Annotated in this window: 9 protein-coding genes; all 9 read left to right on the forward strand. The window is 46.3% G+C overall.

From position 1 onward, the window contains the following. The 9 genes from NIAKO_RS07195 (at position 1) to NIAKO_RS07235 (ending at position 15,622) form a co-directional block, all read left to right on the forward strand. Positions 1-414 (forward strand): hypothetical protein, encoded by a 414-nt coding sequence (locus tag NIAKO_RS07195; protein WP_014217750.1) that lies wholly within the window; start codon positions 1-3, stop codon positions 412-414. Positions 415-645: 231 nt separating this feature from the next. Further along, entirely contained in the window at positions 646-1,662 is a 1,017-nt protein-coding gene (locus NIAKO_RS07200) for a GntR family transcriptional regulator (protein ID WP_014217751.1), read from the forward strand. 120 nt (positions 1,663-1,782) lie between these two features. After that, positions 1,783-3,369 (forward strand): solute:sodium symporter family transporter, encoded by a 1,587-nt coding sequence (locus tag NIAKO_RS07205; protein ID WP_041346460.1) that lies wholly within the window; start codon positions 1,783-1,785, stop codon positions 3,367-3,369. A gap of 37 nt (positions 3,370-3,406) precedes the next feature. After that, positions 3,407-5,443, forward strand: a complete 2,037-nt coding sequence (locus tag NIAKO_RS07210; protein ID WP_014217753.1) for an alpha-amylase family protein — start codon at positions 3,407-3,409, stop codon at positions 5,441-5,443. A 132-nt stretch (positions 5,444-5,575) separates the two neighbouring features. Then, complete coding sequence (locus NIAKO_RS07215) at positions 5,576-8,791, forward strand: SusC/RagA family TonB-linked outer membrane protein (protein WP_014217754.1); 3,216 nt, start codon at positions 5,576-5,578, stop codon at positions 8,789-8,791. 48 nt (positions 8,792-8,839) lie between these two features. Beyond that, on the forward strand, positions 8,840-10,768 hold the full coding sequence (locus tag NIAKO_RS07220) for a RagB/SusD family nutrient uptake outer membrane protein (RefSeq protein WP_014217755.1): 1,929 nt from the start codon (positions 8,840-8,842) through the stop codon (positions 10,766-10,768). Positions 10,769-10,810: 42 nt separating this feature from the next. Then, the gene (locus tag NIAKO_RS07225) at positions 10,811-11,995 is read left to right on the forward strand and encodes a DUF4959 domain-containing protein (protein WP_014217756.1); all 1,185 of its coding nucleotides are present in this window, start codon (positions 10,811-10,813) and stop codon (positions 11,993-11,995) included. Positions 11,996-12,039: 44 nt separating this feature from the next. Then, the gene (locus NIAKO_RS07230; RefSeq protein ID WP_014217757.1) at positions 12,040-13,257 is read left to right on the forward strand and encodes a DUF4998 domain-containing protein; all 1,218 of its coding nucleotides are present in this window, start codon (positions 12,040-12,042) and stop codon (positions 13,255-13,257) included. Between the two features lie 22 nt (positions 13,258-13,279). Continuing rightward, the gene (locus tag NIAKO_RS07235; protein WP_014217758.1) at positions 13,280-15,622 is read left to right on the forward strand and encodes a glycoside hydrolase family 95 protein; all 2,343 of its coding nucleotides are present in this window, start codon (positions 13,280-13,282) and stop codon (positions 15,620-15,622) included. The last annotated feature ends 217 nt before the right edge of the window (positions 15,623-15,839 follow it).

Raw genomic sequence — 15,839 nt, forward strand, 5'->3', positions numbered from 1 at the left:
ATGAAATATATAATAGCAACAATAGCGCTAATAGTGATACTGGCCAGTTGCAACAAAAAGGGGCAGGACTTTAAAATAAGATCGGTAACCCTTACGGCGCACAAGCCGTTGCAATACCAGCAGGAGTTGTTACGCGTGAAATTCCTGGATGGGGGCGATTCAACAAAAGGGATCGGTGTAACTTCAGGCTACCCGGCCAATTTGCCGCTGCCTGCCACCATGCTGGTTGATGCTTCCTTCAAATTGAAATTATACAGTCAGCCCTGCTATGTGCAGCTCTGGGGCGATTCAACCGGGTTGATCAGCACGGTTAAAGTAAATATGAAGGATTATAAAATTATTTTCCCGCTGGAAATGGAAGTGGGGAACAGCGATATGAAGGTGACACTCACCGGTAAATGGGATCAGCAATAAGCATCAACATCCTGATAAAAAAAAGCCTTCATTTTTTGGAGGCTTTTTTATTTAAACCGTTTTCCCTAGATTTGACAATAGAATAGAATAGGACAGTTAGGCTAAACGCTCAACGCGTAAGGCTTAACGCTGACTCCCGCGATTGCTGTATGCCCACCTGTATTGGGCGTTCCGGTTTTGCGTTCAGCGTTTGGCGTTCAGCCTTCGGCCTTCAGCCTTAAGCTTGCTAATATGAACGATGTATTTAAAGAGATCTACGAAATGGAAGGGGTGAGCGGCTTGTCGAAACACGATCAACTCGTGAACGGCATCCTCAACGCCATCCAGAACAAATCGCTCGCCCAGGGCGATATTTTACCTTCTGTAAATAACCTCATCAACGAATTCGGGTTTGCACGGGAAACCATAGCCAAGGCCTATAAAGACCTGGTAAACCGCGGTATTGTGGAATCGAAGAACCGCGTGGGTTTTTATGTTTCCAACTGCGATGTGAACCAGCAACTGAAAGTAGCGCTGGTCTTATTTGCCTTTGATGCTTTCCAGGAAACCTTTTATAAAGTGTTCCGCTCGAAACTAGGTAAGAACGTACAGATCGATGTTTTCTTTCACCATAATAATATCGATGTGCTGGATAGCACTATCCAGGGCATTCGCGGGCGCTATGGGGTATATGTGGTGGCGCCAATTCCGCATAAACGGACAGCGGAGATCCTGGAAACATTGCCCCTGGATAAATTCCTGATGATAGACCGGTACGAGAAGATCCCCGGTGATTATTCCTATATAGCCCAGGAATTTGAAAATTCCTCTTATCGCGTATTTGAAGAACTGGCCGGGACTATTAAGAAATACGATGGCATGATCTATTACCATCGTCCCGCGGCCGATACACCCATCGAGATCCTGACTGCCTTCAAACATTTTGTAAAGGCGCACAAAATAAAACATGAGATCAGGGCGGAATACCTTCCGGGCAGTCTGGAGAAAGGCAAAGTACATTTCACCATCAATAATACCGAGTTGTGGAGCATGTTGAAAGACTGCAAGATGAAGAAACTGAAACCAGGGAAGGATGTAGGTATTTTATCGCACAACGATGAAGTAGTGAAGGAGCTCATATTTGATGGCATTACCACGTACGCCGCCGATTTTAAAATGATGGCGGAGAAAGCAGCCAATTTTGTATTGACACGAAATAAGATCCGGGAAATAATCCCCACTGTACTTATCCGGCGGAATTCACTTTAAGGCTGAAGGCCAAAGGCTGAAAGCCAGATACAGCTCATAAACCTGCCTGCAAACAAGCGGAACTATGCGGAGCGGACACTAGCCTTAAGCCTTATGCGTTTAGCCTTTAGCCTTAAGCATATGAATATAACCGGTTTTATTTGTTTCCTGCTTTTCCTGGCATTGGTTGCCGTTGTAGCTTTTTATAATACCAGGAAGATGCGCCTGAATACCACTGCGGCCTATTTTATGGGGAACCGCTCGCTGGGATTCTGGATGGTAGGTTTTTCCCTTTTTCTCACCAACATGAGTTGTAATGTGCTTATTGGTGAGAATGAATTTGTATATACCAACGATATGTCGGTAATGGCGTGGGGCATGAGTTCCATTCTGGCGATGATCATTGTAGCTGAATTTTTTCTTCCGGTGTATTTAAAAATGGGCGCGGTTACCACGCCCGATTTCTTAGGACAACGGTTTGGCCCCCGGTTAAAAAAGTTTGTAAGTATTTTCTTTCTGGCCAGTTATGTGGTGAGTTTAATACCTACGGTTTTGTATGGCAGTGCGGTGGCGCTCAATGGCATTTTTCATGTAGATGCCGCATTGGACATTTCATATTTTTCTGCCATCTGGTTGCTGGTGATATTGGTGGGCATTATCGGTTGTTGTTATACCGTATTAGGAGGTTTTAAAGCTATTACTATTTCTGACCTGGTGCAGGGCGCGGGCCTGGTAGTGGGAGGTATTCTATTGCTTGGCTTTGGATTGCGGTACCTGGGGCAGGGGAGTGTGGTGCATGGCATCCAAACTATCCTGGCATCAAAAAAAGAACACCTGAATGCCATTGGCGGCACGCATAGTCCTATTCCGTTCAGTACAATATTTACCGGCATGTTCCTGATAAACCTGTACTACTGGGGTATGGAACAATATATTATGCAACAGGCGCTGGCGGCGCGCAGTTTATCACAGGGGCAGAAAGGCATTTCACTGGCCGCGCTGGGTAAATTCCTGGCGCCTTTATTCCTGAATGTGCCGGGATTGATTGCTGTGCATTTGTATCCGCATTTAACCAATACTGCTACGGTATTCCCAAAATTGATTGGTGATGTATTGCCGCCTGTAATGTCTGGCTTTATTGCGGCTGTCGTTTTTGGCGCAGCCATCAGCACCTTTAATGCGGGCCTCAATAGTTCGGGTACCTTGTTTATAATGAACCTGTACAAACAATGGCGGCGGCAGGCAGGGGACCGCGAACTGGTAAAAGCGGCGCGGATTTTTCAGATCTCGCTTACTGTAATGGCTATGTGTTTCTCGCCATTTATCAGCCGGTTCAATGGCGGGTTCTATTCTTATATACAAAAAGTATCGAGCTTCTTTAGTGTGCCGGTGTTCTCGGTGATGATCGTGGGCTTTCTAACCAAAAAAGTATCGGAAGCAGCAGCTACTATAGGACTGGTATTTTTTATTATTACCTATATGTTGAGCCAGCTGGTGTTCGACCTGCCCTTACATTATTTGCATGTGGTGGCCATTCTGTTTGTGGTAACAGTGGTGTTGATGCTGGTGGTGGCAAAATGGAAACCTATGACAACACCTTATACCTTACAAAACCAGGCGATGGTTGACCTGAAACCCTGGCGCAGCCGGCACTGGTTCTTTCTGTTATTATTGATGCTTATGGCAGCAGCTTTTGTTTTGTTCTCCAAAGCAGGCCTTGCACGGTAACCCTTATTAAACTTTGTAAATTATAAACTACCCAACCATGCGATTCATACCCTTACTATTGTTCTGCATATGTTTGAAAGCAGCTACAGCCATGGCTGCTGGTGATAAGGATTCATTGGTAAACATTCCATTGGGAAAAAATGGTCTCATCAGATTTCATTTAAATAGCGGTACCTGGGATGTGCTGTTCAACAGAAAACCGGTTATTACTGGTGCTTATGCAATTTATAAGGAAGGAGAGAAAGAAATAACAAGTAAGGAATTAGGTGTTGGGAAATATATTGAACTCTATCAATTTGTTGAAACCAGGGTGAGAGGTGGAGCTATTGATTGGTATCACAATGGCAAGCAGATAAGGCTGAGTTTTACAACTTACCCTGTACAAAATTATTTTTATACCACACTTGAAATAACGGGACAACACGCTGCCACCAACTACATCTCTCCGTTAGCCGGAGCCCGCGTGGTAATGGATTCAACAGGTGATAACCGGGCATTGACCGTTCCATTCGATAACGATATGTGGGCACGTTTCAATGCACAGCCATTTCAGCAGGCCAATTTTACCAGCAGTGAAGTAACGGCTTTGTATAATAATGATAATTATCATGGACTGGTGATCGGTTCGAAATGGCATAATGATTGGAAAACCGGAATTACCGTAAAAGCCGGCAATGCCAGATCTGTAACGGTGACAGCCTTTGGTGGATTGGCTGACAGCAATATTACTCATGATAAAATTCCACATGGAAAGGTTGTAATAAAAGATTCAGTCTGTATATCGCCCTCGATACTGATTGGTATATGTGACGACTGGCGAATTGGGATGGAAGAATATGCAGGCGAAATCCAGCATTACAATTCGCAGGGGATAGCCAAATGGGAAAAAGCCACACCTGTTGGCTGGAACAGCTGGGGCGTGCTGCAAACAAAGATCTCGCTCGATAAAGCAAAAAGCGTTGTTGACTTTTTCTATGACTCCTGTAAAGCGTTTCGCACCGCCGATGGTAGTTTGTTTATTGATCTCGATTCTTTTTGGGATAATATGATAAAAGGTGGACTGGATGGTGATGTAAGCCAACTGAAAGAGTTTGTTGCTTACTGCAAAAGCAAAGGATTCAAACCCGGTATTTACTGGGCGCCTTTTACTGATTGGGGAAAGTTCGATCGCAAGATGGAAGGTTCCGCTTACAGCTATGCACAGGCATGGACGAAACAAAATGGCCTGCCGGTTGATATGGATGGTGCCTTGGCCCTTGATCCTACACACCCCGGTACCAAAGCAAGAATTGAATTTTACCTGAACCACTTTAAGAAATTAGGTTTTGAAATGATCAAGATCGATTTCCTGGGACATGGCGCTTTGGAAAGTGATCATTTCTATGATCCCAAAATAACTACCGGCATGCAGGCCTATAACATGGGCATGAAGTTTATCGACAGCGTACTGGATAACAAAATGCTGGTATACGCTGCTATTTCACCTACGATGGCCACGGCCCCTTATGTTCACATGCGCCGCATTGCCTGTGACGCTTTCAGCGCTATCGATAATACAGAGTATACGCTAAACAGCACAGGCTATGGCTGGTGGGAAAGCCATCTGTATAATTATGTAGATGCCGACCATGTGGTGTTCAACAAAGAAAGCGAAGGCGCCAACCGCGCAAGATTGGCGGCTGCGTTGGTAACAGGCACACTCATCACCGGAGATGATTATTCATCAACCGGTCCCTGGTCGCAGACTGCTAAAAAATTATTGCAGAATAAATCACTGCTTGAAGTGATAAAAGACGGCCACAGCTTCAGGCCTGTTGACGCCAATACCGGTAACAAGGCGGTAAATGTATTTGTAAAAACCGTTGGTGATAAACTGTACCTGGCTGTTTTTAATTATAGTAATAATCCTCTTAAATATACATTCCCATTAACCCGTCTTGGCTTGAGCCAGTCAACAAAGTATTATAGTACAGAACTGTTTTCTGGTAACAATACTACATGGTCTGGTACTGTTGAGCTAACTGTACCATCTTCTGATGCAATGATTTATATCGTTAACAAAACGGGGAAATAATTAATCCTGGTATTTTTTTGACCGAATGAAAATAACTTTATATTTGTAGTGGTATAGGATAGTATAGTACAGGTTAAAGTGTACCATTCCTATTCAGGGTCTCATTTGTAATACCAATCAAACGCTGCTCATATGACTAAACGATTTGCCTGCTGTATGCGGAGGTGTACAGCCTTCTCACACCCATCTTTCTATCTAATTCTTTTCACCTTATTTACCGGTTTCCTGTTTTCATCAATGGATTCACTGGCGCAAGCAGAAGGACCCATCTCGGGTACGGTGCTAGACAGTACCCATCATGAAGCACTGGCCGGCGTATCGGTACAGATCAAGGGCTCCCGGCAGGGAACCAGCACCGATGGAAAGGGCCGCTTTGCGCTCGATATTCCCGGCGACCACGTAACCCTGGATATCTCATTTGTGGGTTACAAGCAAATACAAATAACCGCCTATAAAGGAAAGCCGGTTACTGTTTTGCTGCCCCTGGCCGAGGACACCACCCAGGATGTAGTGGTGGTAGCCTATGGTAAACAGAAAAAGCAAAGTATGGTGGCTTCTATAACCACCATTAACCCGAAGGAACTGCGCGGCGCTTCCAGTAACTTAACCAGCATGCTGGCCGGCAGGGTTTCGGGAATGATCGCCTACCAGCAAAGCGGGGAGCCGGGCGCCGATAATGCCACCTTCTTTATCAGAGGGGTGGGTAGTTTTGGCGCTGGTAAAGTAGACCCGCTGATCCTGATCGATGGGATGGAATCATCTACCAACGACCTGGCCCGTTTGCAACCCGATGATATCGCCGGGTTCTCCGTACTGAAAGATGCTGCCGCTTCTTCATTATATGGCGCACGCGGCGCAAATGGCGTAATTCTCGTAACCACCAAAAGCGGCGCCGAAGGCAAAGCGAAGTTTGGGGTACGGTTAGATATGCCTGTTTCAACCAATACCCGCAACTTCAAGTTCGCCGATAACATCACTTATATGAAGCTGGCAAACGAAGCGGTGCTTACCCGCGATCCGCTGGGCGTATTGCCATATACCCAAAACAAGATCGATCATACTGCAGCAGGCGACGATCCGTTGCGTTATCCAAACAACAACTGGATCAACTCCCTCATAAAAGACTATACCATCAACAACAAAGCCGACATGAACGTAAGCGGTGGTGGTAAAACAGCCCAATACTATATTGCCGGTACCTATAATATCGACCGGGGTATTTTGAAAACTGTTTCAAACAGCACGTTCAACAGCAATATACGGTTGGGTAACTACAGCGTTCGTTCCAATATCAACATAAATATTACTCCTACTACCAAAGCGGTGGTAAGAACCTATGCGCAATTCGATGATTACAATGGCCCTCCGGGTTACCGCGATCAATATGGTAACTGGGTAGGTGGTGGACAGGCTGTTTTTAACAGCGCCATCTGGAGCAACCCGGTGATGTTCCCTGCGTTGTATCCCTCTTCATTCGCGCCATACCTGCAACACCCCATCTTTGGTAATGCCTATGTTGGCAATACCACCAGTTTGTACACCAATCCGTTTGCGCGCATGGTGTCGGGTTTTCAGCAATACAGCACTTCAACAGTGAATGCGCAGATCGAACTGAATCAGAACCTGAATTTTGTAACACCTGGATTGGCTACCCGGTTTATGGCGTATACCCAACGGTATGCATTTTTCACCGTAAACCGCTCGTATTCGCCATTCTATTATACTTTAATGCCCGATGCCAATGGCAAGTTGAATGTATTAACACCGTTGAACCCGGGACAGGGTACCGAATACCTGAGTTATAATCCTGGTGACCGGTTATTGAATACAACCACTTATGCGCAGTTAGCTACTGATTACAGCCGCACCTTTAACGACAAACACGCCGTAAGCGGCATGGTCATTGGCATTTTACGTAATTTCCTTACTGCCAATGGAGGAAATATTCAACAATCGCTGCCTGCCAGGAACCTGGGGTTGTCGGGCAGGTTCACCTATGCATTCGATAACCGCTATTTAGCAGAGTTTAACTTTGGTTACAATGGCTCGGAACGTTTTGCGGCCAACCACCGCTATGGATTTTTCCCTTCAGCGGGGTTGGGTTGGATCATCTCGAATGAAAAATTCTTCGAGCCTTTGCAAAAGGTGATCAGCAACCTTAAATTCCGCACTACCTATGGCTTGGTTGGTAATGACCAGATCGGTAATACCAACGACCGGTTCTTTTACTTATCCAACGTAGATCCCAACAGCAGCGCCAACAGCTATCACTTCGGCCTCGATCAGGGACATTGGATCCCCGGTTACGCAGTTAATCGTTACGCCAACTTCGACATTACCTGGGAGAAGGCCAAAACCTTCAACTATGGTATGGACCTGAACTTCCGCAACGGTATCGGAGTTGTAGTGGATGGATTCCATTCCATACGTTCCAACATCCTGATGGCAAGAAATACCATTCCTACCACCATGGGTTTGGAAGCAGGCATCCAGGCGAATGTGGGCGAAGCGGAAAGTCAGGGTGTGGATGTTGCGCTTAACTATACCAAAGACATCAATAAATCATTGTGGGTACAGGGCCGGGCAAACTTCACGTATGCTACCAGCAAATACCGCATCAATGAAGAACCAAAATATCCCGCCAGTTTGCAATACCTCTCGCAGGTTGGTCAGTCGTTGAAGCAAGGGTACGGTTTAGTGGCCGAAAGATTGTTTGTAGATGATGCAGAAGCCAGCAAATCGCCGGTGCAAAGTTTTGGTGGCAACCCACCTATGGGGGGCGATATCAAATACCGCGATATCAATGGCGATGGACAGATCTCCAGCCTTGATGTGGTGCCGCTTGGTTATCCTACTGTACCCGAGATCACATATGGTTTTGGTTTCTCCGTGGGGTATAAGGGAGTTGATCTGAGCACTTTCTTCCAGGGTAATGCCAGAGTGTCTTTCTTTATCAATCCATATAATATCTCCCCCTTTGTATTGAATGGCGGTTCGCAAAATGGATTACTGTCGGCCATAGCGCAGAGTCACTGGTCTGAAGACAAACAGGACCTGCACGCTTTCTGGCCCCGGCTCGATGCCCAATTCAACAACAACAATTCCCAAAACTCCAACTGGTGGTTACGCGATGGTACTTTTATCCGGTTAAAAACGGTGGAGTTAGGTTATACAGTACCCCGCAAACTGCTTAACCGCATTGGTTTCTCCAACCTGAGGATCTATGCCAACGGGCAAAACCTGTTTGCGCTAAGTAAATTCAAGTTGTGGGATCCTGAAATGGGTGGTAACGGATTGGGTTACCCGGTTCAGGCAATATATAACCTGGGGATCAATTTCGGGTTCTAACCAAAGTAGTGCATTGAATTGATTCATTTTTTTTGAAAACAGCAAACAATGAAAACAAGATATTATATACCGGTTTTGATCATGGCGATCGGCCTGGGTGCGTGTAAAAAGAATTTCCTGGATGTGGTGCCCGATAACGTAGCTACGCTCGACAACGCCTTTACCATGCGTTCCGAGGCGGAAAAATACCTGGCTACCTGTTATTCATTTTTACCAAACGATGGCGACCCCGTAACCAATATAGCTTACCAGGGTGGTGATGAATTCTGGCTGGCTTATCCGGCTGCGAGTTTAACAGCAACCAACTGGAATGTAGCCCGTGGCAACCAGAATGTAGTGCGGCCTTACGCGAACATCTGGGACGGTGATTATTTTGATAATGCAGGGTTCAGAGGCATGTTTGTGGGCATCCGTACCTGTAATACTTTTATCGAAAACGTATCGAACCTCAGTAAAATTCCCGACCTCACCATCGATGAACGTAACCGCTGGTTAGGGGAGGTGATGTTCCTGAAAGCATATTATCATTTCCTGTTGATGCGTCAGTACGGACCTATTCCCATTATGGATAAAAGCATTCCTGTAACGGCGCCATTGGAGCAAACAAAGGTAAAGCGGCAACCGGTTGACAGCGTGGTGAATTATATTTCCAATTTAATTGACTCCGCCTGCACCCGTTTACCTGCAGCCCTGTTAACGCCTTCTACCGAATTGGGACGCATAACCATTGCCATTGCGAAAAGTATGAAGGCCCGGGTACTGGTGTATGGCGCCAGTCCGTTGTTCAATGGCAATAGCGATTACTCGAATTTTAAAGATAAAGACGGCGTACAACTGATCTCCACCACCTATGATGCCACAAAATGGCAACGCGCAGCAACAGCTGCAGCCGATGCTATCAAGGCTTGCGATCAGGCGGGGATCTACCTGTATAAGTTTATCAATACAACAGGTTTTCCGCTTACCAATGAGACCATCACTCAAATGAGCGTGCGCAATGCGGTTTGTGAAAAATGGAACCAGGAATGGATCTGGGCCAACTCCAACTCCTCTACCTGGCAATTGCAATATTCGTCCATGGCGCACATCGATCCTAATAACTCCGGTAACTCCAGTATTTATGGAACACTCGGGCCCACCCTGCAGGTAGTGCGTCAGTTCTATACCAAAAACGGTGTACCTATTACAGAAGATAAAACCCTTGATTACTCCAGCATCAATACGTTGAGAACAGCTACGCATGATGAGCGGTTCAATATTGTGGAAGGATATAGAACAGCCCGGTTGAACTATGACCGTGAGTCCCGCTTTTATGCCGACCTGGGTTTTGATGGCGGTACCTGGTACATGCAAAACAGTCCCAGCCATACCGATGAAAATACCTGGAGCGCGCAATTGAAACTGGGGCAATTTGGCAGTGGGGTAGCGGTTACTATTACTACGTACTATCCTAAGAAATTGGTGAACTGGAAATTTGCTTTCCAAAACGATAACAGCAGCCATATTGAAGATTATCCGTTCCCAACTATGCGGCTTGCCGATCTGTACCTGTTATATGCAGAAGCGGCAAATGAAGCCAATGGTCCTTCGGCGGATGTATACAAATATTTAAACCTCATCAGGGCCAGGGCAGGGCTGCCTGGTGTTGAGGACAGCTGGACCAACTTCAGCACCAATCCCGGCGCTTACCTTACAAAAGACGGCTTGCGAAATATCATTCGCAATGAACGCAATATTGAAATGTCGTTTGAAGGAAGCCGTTTCTGGGACCTGCGTCGCTGGAAGCTGGCGGGCACCATGCTCAATACGAACATCATTGGCTGGGACCGTTCCGGCACAGCTGATCATCCCGAACTGTTTTATATCCCCACCACTTATTATACCATGCGGTTTGCGGTGCCACGCGATTACCTGTGGCCGATCAGAGAATCGAATCTGCCTGTAAACGAAAACCTGGTACAAAACCCCGGCTGGTAAAATTCCCCTTAAACAAAATCTGGCTTGCCAAAATATACAGATATGAAAAAACACATGGTAGTAATAGCTGCCCTTCTGCTGCTGACAGCAGTGTGGAGTTGCAAAAAAGAAGATGTGAATGGTATAAAGCAAGGTGGCGGTAGTGCGCCCGGTGTGGTAAGTAATGTAACCGTGGTAAACGAGCACGGCGCTGCAACCATCTCTTATGTCTTACCCGGCGATGAAGACCTTTTATATATTAAAGCAGTATATACATTGCCCAACGGTACCCAACGCGAGGTGAAAGCCTCTTATTACTCAAACCAGTTGCGGGTGGATGGTTTTGCCGATACCCTGAAACATACGGTAAAACTGTATGCGATGAACAGGGCTGAAGAAGCCGGCCAGCCGGTTGAAGTGGAGATAGCTCCGTTGGTATCTCATATTCAACTGGTATACCGCAACATGACGGTACGGGCCACGGCAGGTGGAATAAGAGTATTATCCCAAAACCCGTATAAAGGCGACGTGGTGATTGTACCTATGGTCGATTCTTTGGAAACAGGCGAGTGGAAAAGCCTGGATAATATCTACACCAGCGATTCAATCATTGCGGTAAGCATCAGAGGCTTGTCGCCCTCACCAAAGAAATTCGCGTTTTGCGTTCGCGACCGTTGGCTGAATCATACAGATACTATGTATGCCACGCTTACACCTAAACGGGAATTGAGCATCGATAAAAATGACTTTGCTGTTTACCAGTGCGACAACGATACAAAAATGTCGTACAGCACCACGGTAGACCTGATGTGGAAGGGATTGATGAGTAACGAATGGCCCTGTACCTATACCGATGAAAGCTCGGGTATACCCACCACCATTACCTGGAGTGTTGGTTCTGCACCGGTTAAATTAACCCGCTTTAACCTGCTCACCCGCCGGGAAGGTTCATTATGGTATTCAAAAGGAAGTCCACGCCGGTTTGAGATCTATGGTTCCAACAGTCCAACCCATGATGGCGACTGGAGTAAATGGACAAAGATCCTTAGTTGCGAAGTAATAAAACCAAGCGGCCTGCCACTGGGAACGGAAAACAATGCTGATAACACGGCGGGAAGTGTTGGGTTCGCATTCGATTTTAATGAAGATACCCCGCCTTACCAGTACCTGCGGTTGAAATGTTTGCAAAACTGGATGGGTTCTTATTTCATTGAGATAGAAAATATGTCGATGTGGAAAACCAATTAAGAGCGCCGTTCAATTCAATTTTTAAAAAAGTTAAAATCAAATTCATGAAACAATATATTATCAGCATACGCATAGTTTTGTTGATCGTTGTATTGGGAGGCGTGGTGGTTTCGTGTAAAAAGATGGATGATTATAAAAAGTACGCTGATGGCGGCGAGATCATTTACCCGGCAACTTTTGATTCATTAAAAGTGATCCCGGGCAATGGCCGGGCTATGATCACCGGTTTGTTATCAGGTATTCCCAATATTGTTAAATTCCGGGTGTACTGGAATGATGGCCTCGACTCGCTCGAAGCGCCTGTTGTACGTAAAGGAAAAGTAGATACCATAAAACAGGTCATCCCTAATTTGCCGGAAGGACCAAGAACGTTTATCGTTCGCACCTTCGACGACAAAGGCAATCGCTCCATACCTACAACCGTTACCGGTAATGTATACGGCGCAAATTTTCAGGCATCGGTAAATGAGCGTGGAAACCGGGCGGTATTTAAAACGGTCTTCAACAAGGATGGCGGCGCAGAAATTACCCTGGCCGATGTGGATGCCTATGTAAATGTATTGGGGATGCACATCCGGTATTATGACGCCACCAATAATGTACGCGATACGGTTATACCGGTACAGTTAAAAAACCAGGTGGCTGTAGTGCCAGGTGTTAGTATCCAAAAGCCTATAACTTATAATACCCTGTACCTGCCCGAGCCAGTGGGGATAGATACATTCACCGTACAGGCTGCTACCCTGAGTGCATTTACCGAAGTGACATTATTAAATAATATCCATCCCGTTGCCAACAGGGCCAATGACGGCAGCCGCTGGGCTACACTACGCGACTGGATCAGCAATGACGCCGCACAGACCCATAATACCAATGGGGTAAATTATGGTGGTACCGACATCAGCGGCGATGCGAAAATATATTTTGAAGCCGGCTGGGGCGCCCCTGGTATTACCAATGGAAAAATACACCAGGTATGCACCCTGCCTCCCGGTAACTATAGCTTTGAAGGTGAAGTGGACTGGTGGGCGGTAGGATCTAAAAATGATTCTTACCTGGTAGCAGCAGCTGGGGCTAACGGTTTGCCTGATGTAAGTGGCCTTGGTACGGCTATTTCTTATAAGCGAGTAGACAATGGTTCAAGGGCAATATGTACATTTACATTAACCCAGCAAACAACGCTTTCATTAGGGCTGTTGCTGGATCTGGCCAGTGACGGCGAGGCTATGCGTTTCAATAGTTTACGGTTATACATAAAATAAACTTTGTTCAACAATCATCCTGATGTATAGAAGCAGCATGATCCGTATCGGTAAAATTTCATTATTACTATTGTTTAGTATAAGCAGGGTACAGGCGCAAACGAACAAACCCCTGCGGTTATGGTACGATAAGCCGGCGGCGCAATGGGAAGAAACCCTGCCGCTGGGAAATGGCCGCCTGGGTATGATGCCCGATGGAGGCGTACTACAGGAGAATATTGTGCTCAATGATATTACGTTGTGGTCGGGTGCGCCGCAGGATGCAAACAATTACAAGGCCAATCAGAAACTACCTGAAATACAGAAACTACTGCTTGAAGGAAAGAACGATGAGGCGCAGGCGCTGATCAATAAAGATTTCATTTGTACAGGCAAGGGCTCGGGCGCCGAGCCCTTTGGCTGTTTTCAAACGCTGGGCCGTTTAGGCATTGCCTTTAATTATGACGGACCTGCCAACGCTGCCTTTACCAATTACAGCAGACAGTTGTCGCTCAATGATGCAGCTGCTGCCTGTACCTATAAGGTAGGAGATGTTACTTATAACCGGGAATACTTCACCAGTTTTGGCAACGACGTGGGTATTATTAAACTCACTGCCAGCGCAGCAGGTAAATTGAATTTTGAAGTTTCCCTGTCGCGGCCGGAAAAAGCAACGGTAACGGTTGCGGGTAACAAACTCGAAATGGCCGGACAGTTAGAGAACGGTACCGATGGAAAAGGCATGCAATACGTAGCCCTGGTGTCCGCAAAACTAACCGGGGGCAGCCTGTCAGCTGCCGGTAATAAACTGGTAGTGAAAAATGCAACAAAAGCCATCCTGTTCTTTTCTGCCAAAACGAGTTATAAGGATGCCGATTACCGTCAGCATGCGCAGCAATTGCTCGATAAAGCTATGCTGGTGGCCTATGACGCCGAAAAGAAAAAACATCTTAACAACTATGGAAAACTGTTCAACCGCCTGCAGGTTGATCTGGGTTCATCGGGCGCCGACGAATTGCCTACCGATCAACGGCTGGATAAATTTTATAATGCTACCACGCCCGATAACCGGTTAACGGTGTTGTTTTATCAATACAGCCGTTACCTTTCTATCAGCAGTACCCGGGTGGGTTTGTTGCCACCCAATTTACAGGGACTGTGGGCGCATGAGGTTCATACGCCGTGGAATGGCGATTATCACCTCGATGTAAATGTGCAAATGAACCATTGGGGCGTTGAACCGGCCAACCTGTCTGAACTGAACCTGCCATTGGCAGATCTGGTAAAAGAGATGGGACCACATGGCGAAAAGACCGCCAAAGCCTATTACAATGCAAGAGGGTGGGTGGCGCATGTGATCACCAATCCCTGGTTGTTTACCGAGCCTGGCGAAAGCGCTTCCTGGGGTGTTACCAAAGCAGGGTCGGGCTGGTTGTGTAATAACCTGTGGGATCATTATACATTTTCTAACGATCTTAATTATCTGAAAAAGATCTATCCGGTTTTGAAAGGCAGTGCACTATTTTATTCGGATATACTTATTAAAGATCCGGAAACTGGATGGTTGGTCACAGCCCCTTCCTCTTCACCGGAAAACTGGTTTTATATGCCTGATGGCAGCAAACAGTCGAGCATTTGCATGGGCGCTACCATCGATAACCAGATCATTCGCGAGCTGTTCAATAATGTGATCACCGCATCGGAGCAATTACATATAGATGAACCGTTCAGAAAAGAATTAAAAGAAAAACTGAAACAGATCCCACCCGCAGCGCAGATTTCCGCCGATGGCCGCGTGATGGAATGGTTGAAAGATTATAAGGAAGCCGATCCGCAACACCGGCACATCTCACATTTGTACGGGTTGTACCCGGCCAGTTTAATAACGCCTTCCCAAACGCCTGCGTTTGCCGAAGCCTGTAAGAAATCATTGAATGTGCGTGGTGATGACGGGCCCAGCTGGTCCATTGCCTATAAGCAATTATTCTGGGCGCGACTGCATGATGGCAACCGTGCCTATAAGTTGTTCCGTGAGATCATGAAGCCGACCCATAAAACCGGTATTAATTATGGCGCTGGCGGCGGTGTATATCCTAATTTATTATCGGCCGGCCCGCCCTTCCAGATAGACGGCAATTTTGGCGCCGGCGCCGGTATTGCCGAAATGCTGTTACAAAGCCACGAAGGTTACATCAACTTTCTTCCAGCCATCCCCGATGTATGGAAAGCGGAAGGATCGGTGAAAGGGATGAAAGCAAGAGGAAATATTACGGTAGATTTTAGTTGGAAGGACGGCGTTGTTACCGGATATAAATTATATTCACCAAAGAAACAGGTGGTGAAAGTTATGGTTAATGGAGTTATTAAAGATGAGTTAACACGTTGACACGTTAACACGTTGATGGGTTGACCAGTTGATCAGTTGACCAGGAAGGAAAGTTGATAGAGTTGACAGGGTTGATAGTGTTGATAGAGGGAAGAAAGTTGACCAGTTAATACGTTGATAAGTTAACACGTTAACAGGTTGAATTTAATCGCGAGGTTGCCAAACTCCCCCTTCCGCCAGCTGGCGGAGCCGGGGGGAGGCCCCGTTTGCCAATAAA

The sequence above is a fragment of the Niastella koreensis GR20-10 genome (genome assembly GCF_000246855.1).
Taxonomy (GTDB): Bacteria; Bacteroidota; Bacteroidia; order Chitinophagales; family Chitinophagaceae; genus Niastella; species Niastella koreensis.

Excerpts from the sequence above, each read along its gene's own strand:
- NIAKO_RS07195 (WP_014217750.1), top strand. The coding sequence starts at position 1 with ATGAAATATATAATAGCAACAATAGCGCTAATAGTGATACTGGCCAGT.
- NIAKO_RS07200 (WP_014217751.1), top strand. The coding sequence starts at position 646 with ATGAACGATGTATTTAAAGAGATCTACGAAATGGAAGGGGTGAGCGGC.
- NIAKO_RS07205 (WP_041346460.1), top strand. The coding sequence starts at position 1,783 with ATGAATATAACCGGTTTTATTTGTTTCCTGCTTTTCCTGGCATTGGTT.
- NIAKO_RS07210 (WP_014217753.1), top strand. The coding sequence starts at position 3,407 with ATGCGATTCATACCCTTACTATTGTTCTGCATATGTTTGAAAGCAGCT.
- NIAKO_RS07215 (WP_014217754.1), top strand. The coding sequence starts at position 5,576 with ATGACTAAACGATTTGCCTGCTGTATGCGGAGGTGTACAGCCTTCTCA.
- NIAKO_RS07220 (WP_014217755.1), top strand. The coding sequence starts at position 8,840 with ATGAAAACAAGATATTATATACCGGTTTTGATCATGGCGATCGGCCTG.
- NIAKO_RS07225 (WP_014217756.1), top strand. The coding sequence starts at position 10,811 with ATGAAAAAACACATGGTAGTAATAGCTGCCCTTCTGCTGCTGACAGCA.
- NIAKO_RS07230 (WP_014217757.1), top strand. The coding sequence starts at position 12,040 with ATGAAACAATATATTATCAGCATACGCATAGTTTTGTTGATCGTTGTA.
- NIAKO_RS07235 (WP_014217758.1), top strand. The coding sequence starts at position 13,280 with ATGTATAGAAGCAGCATGATCCGTATCGGTAAAATTTCATTATTACTA.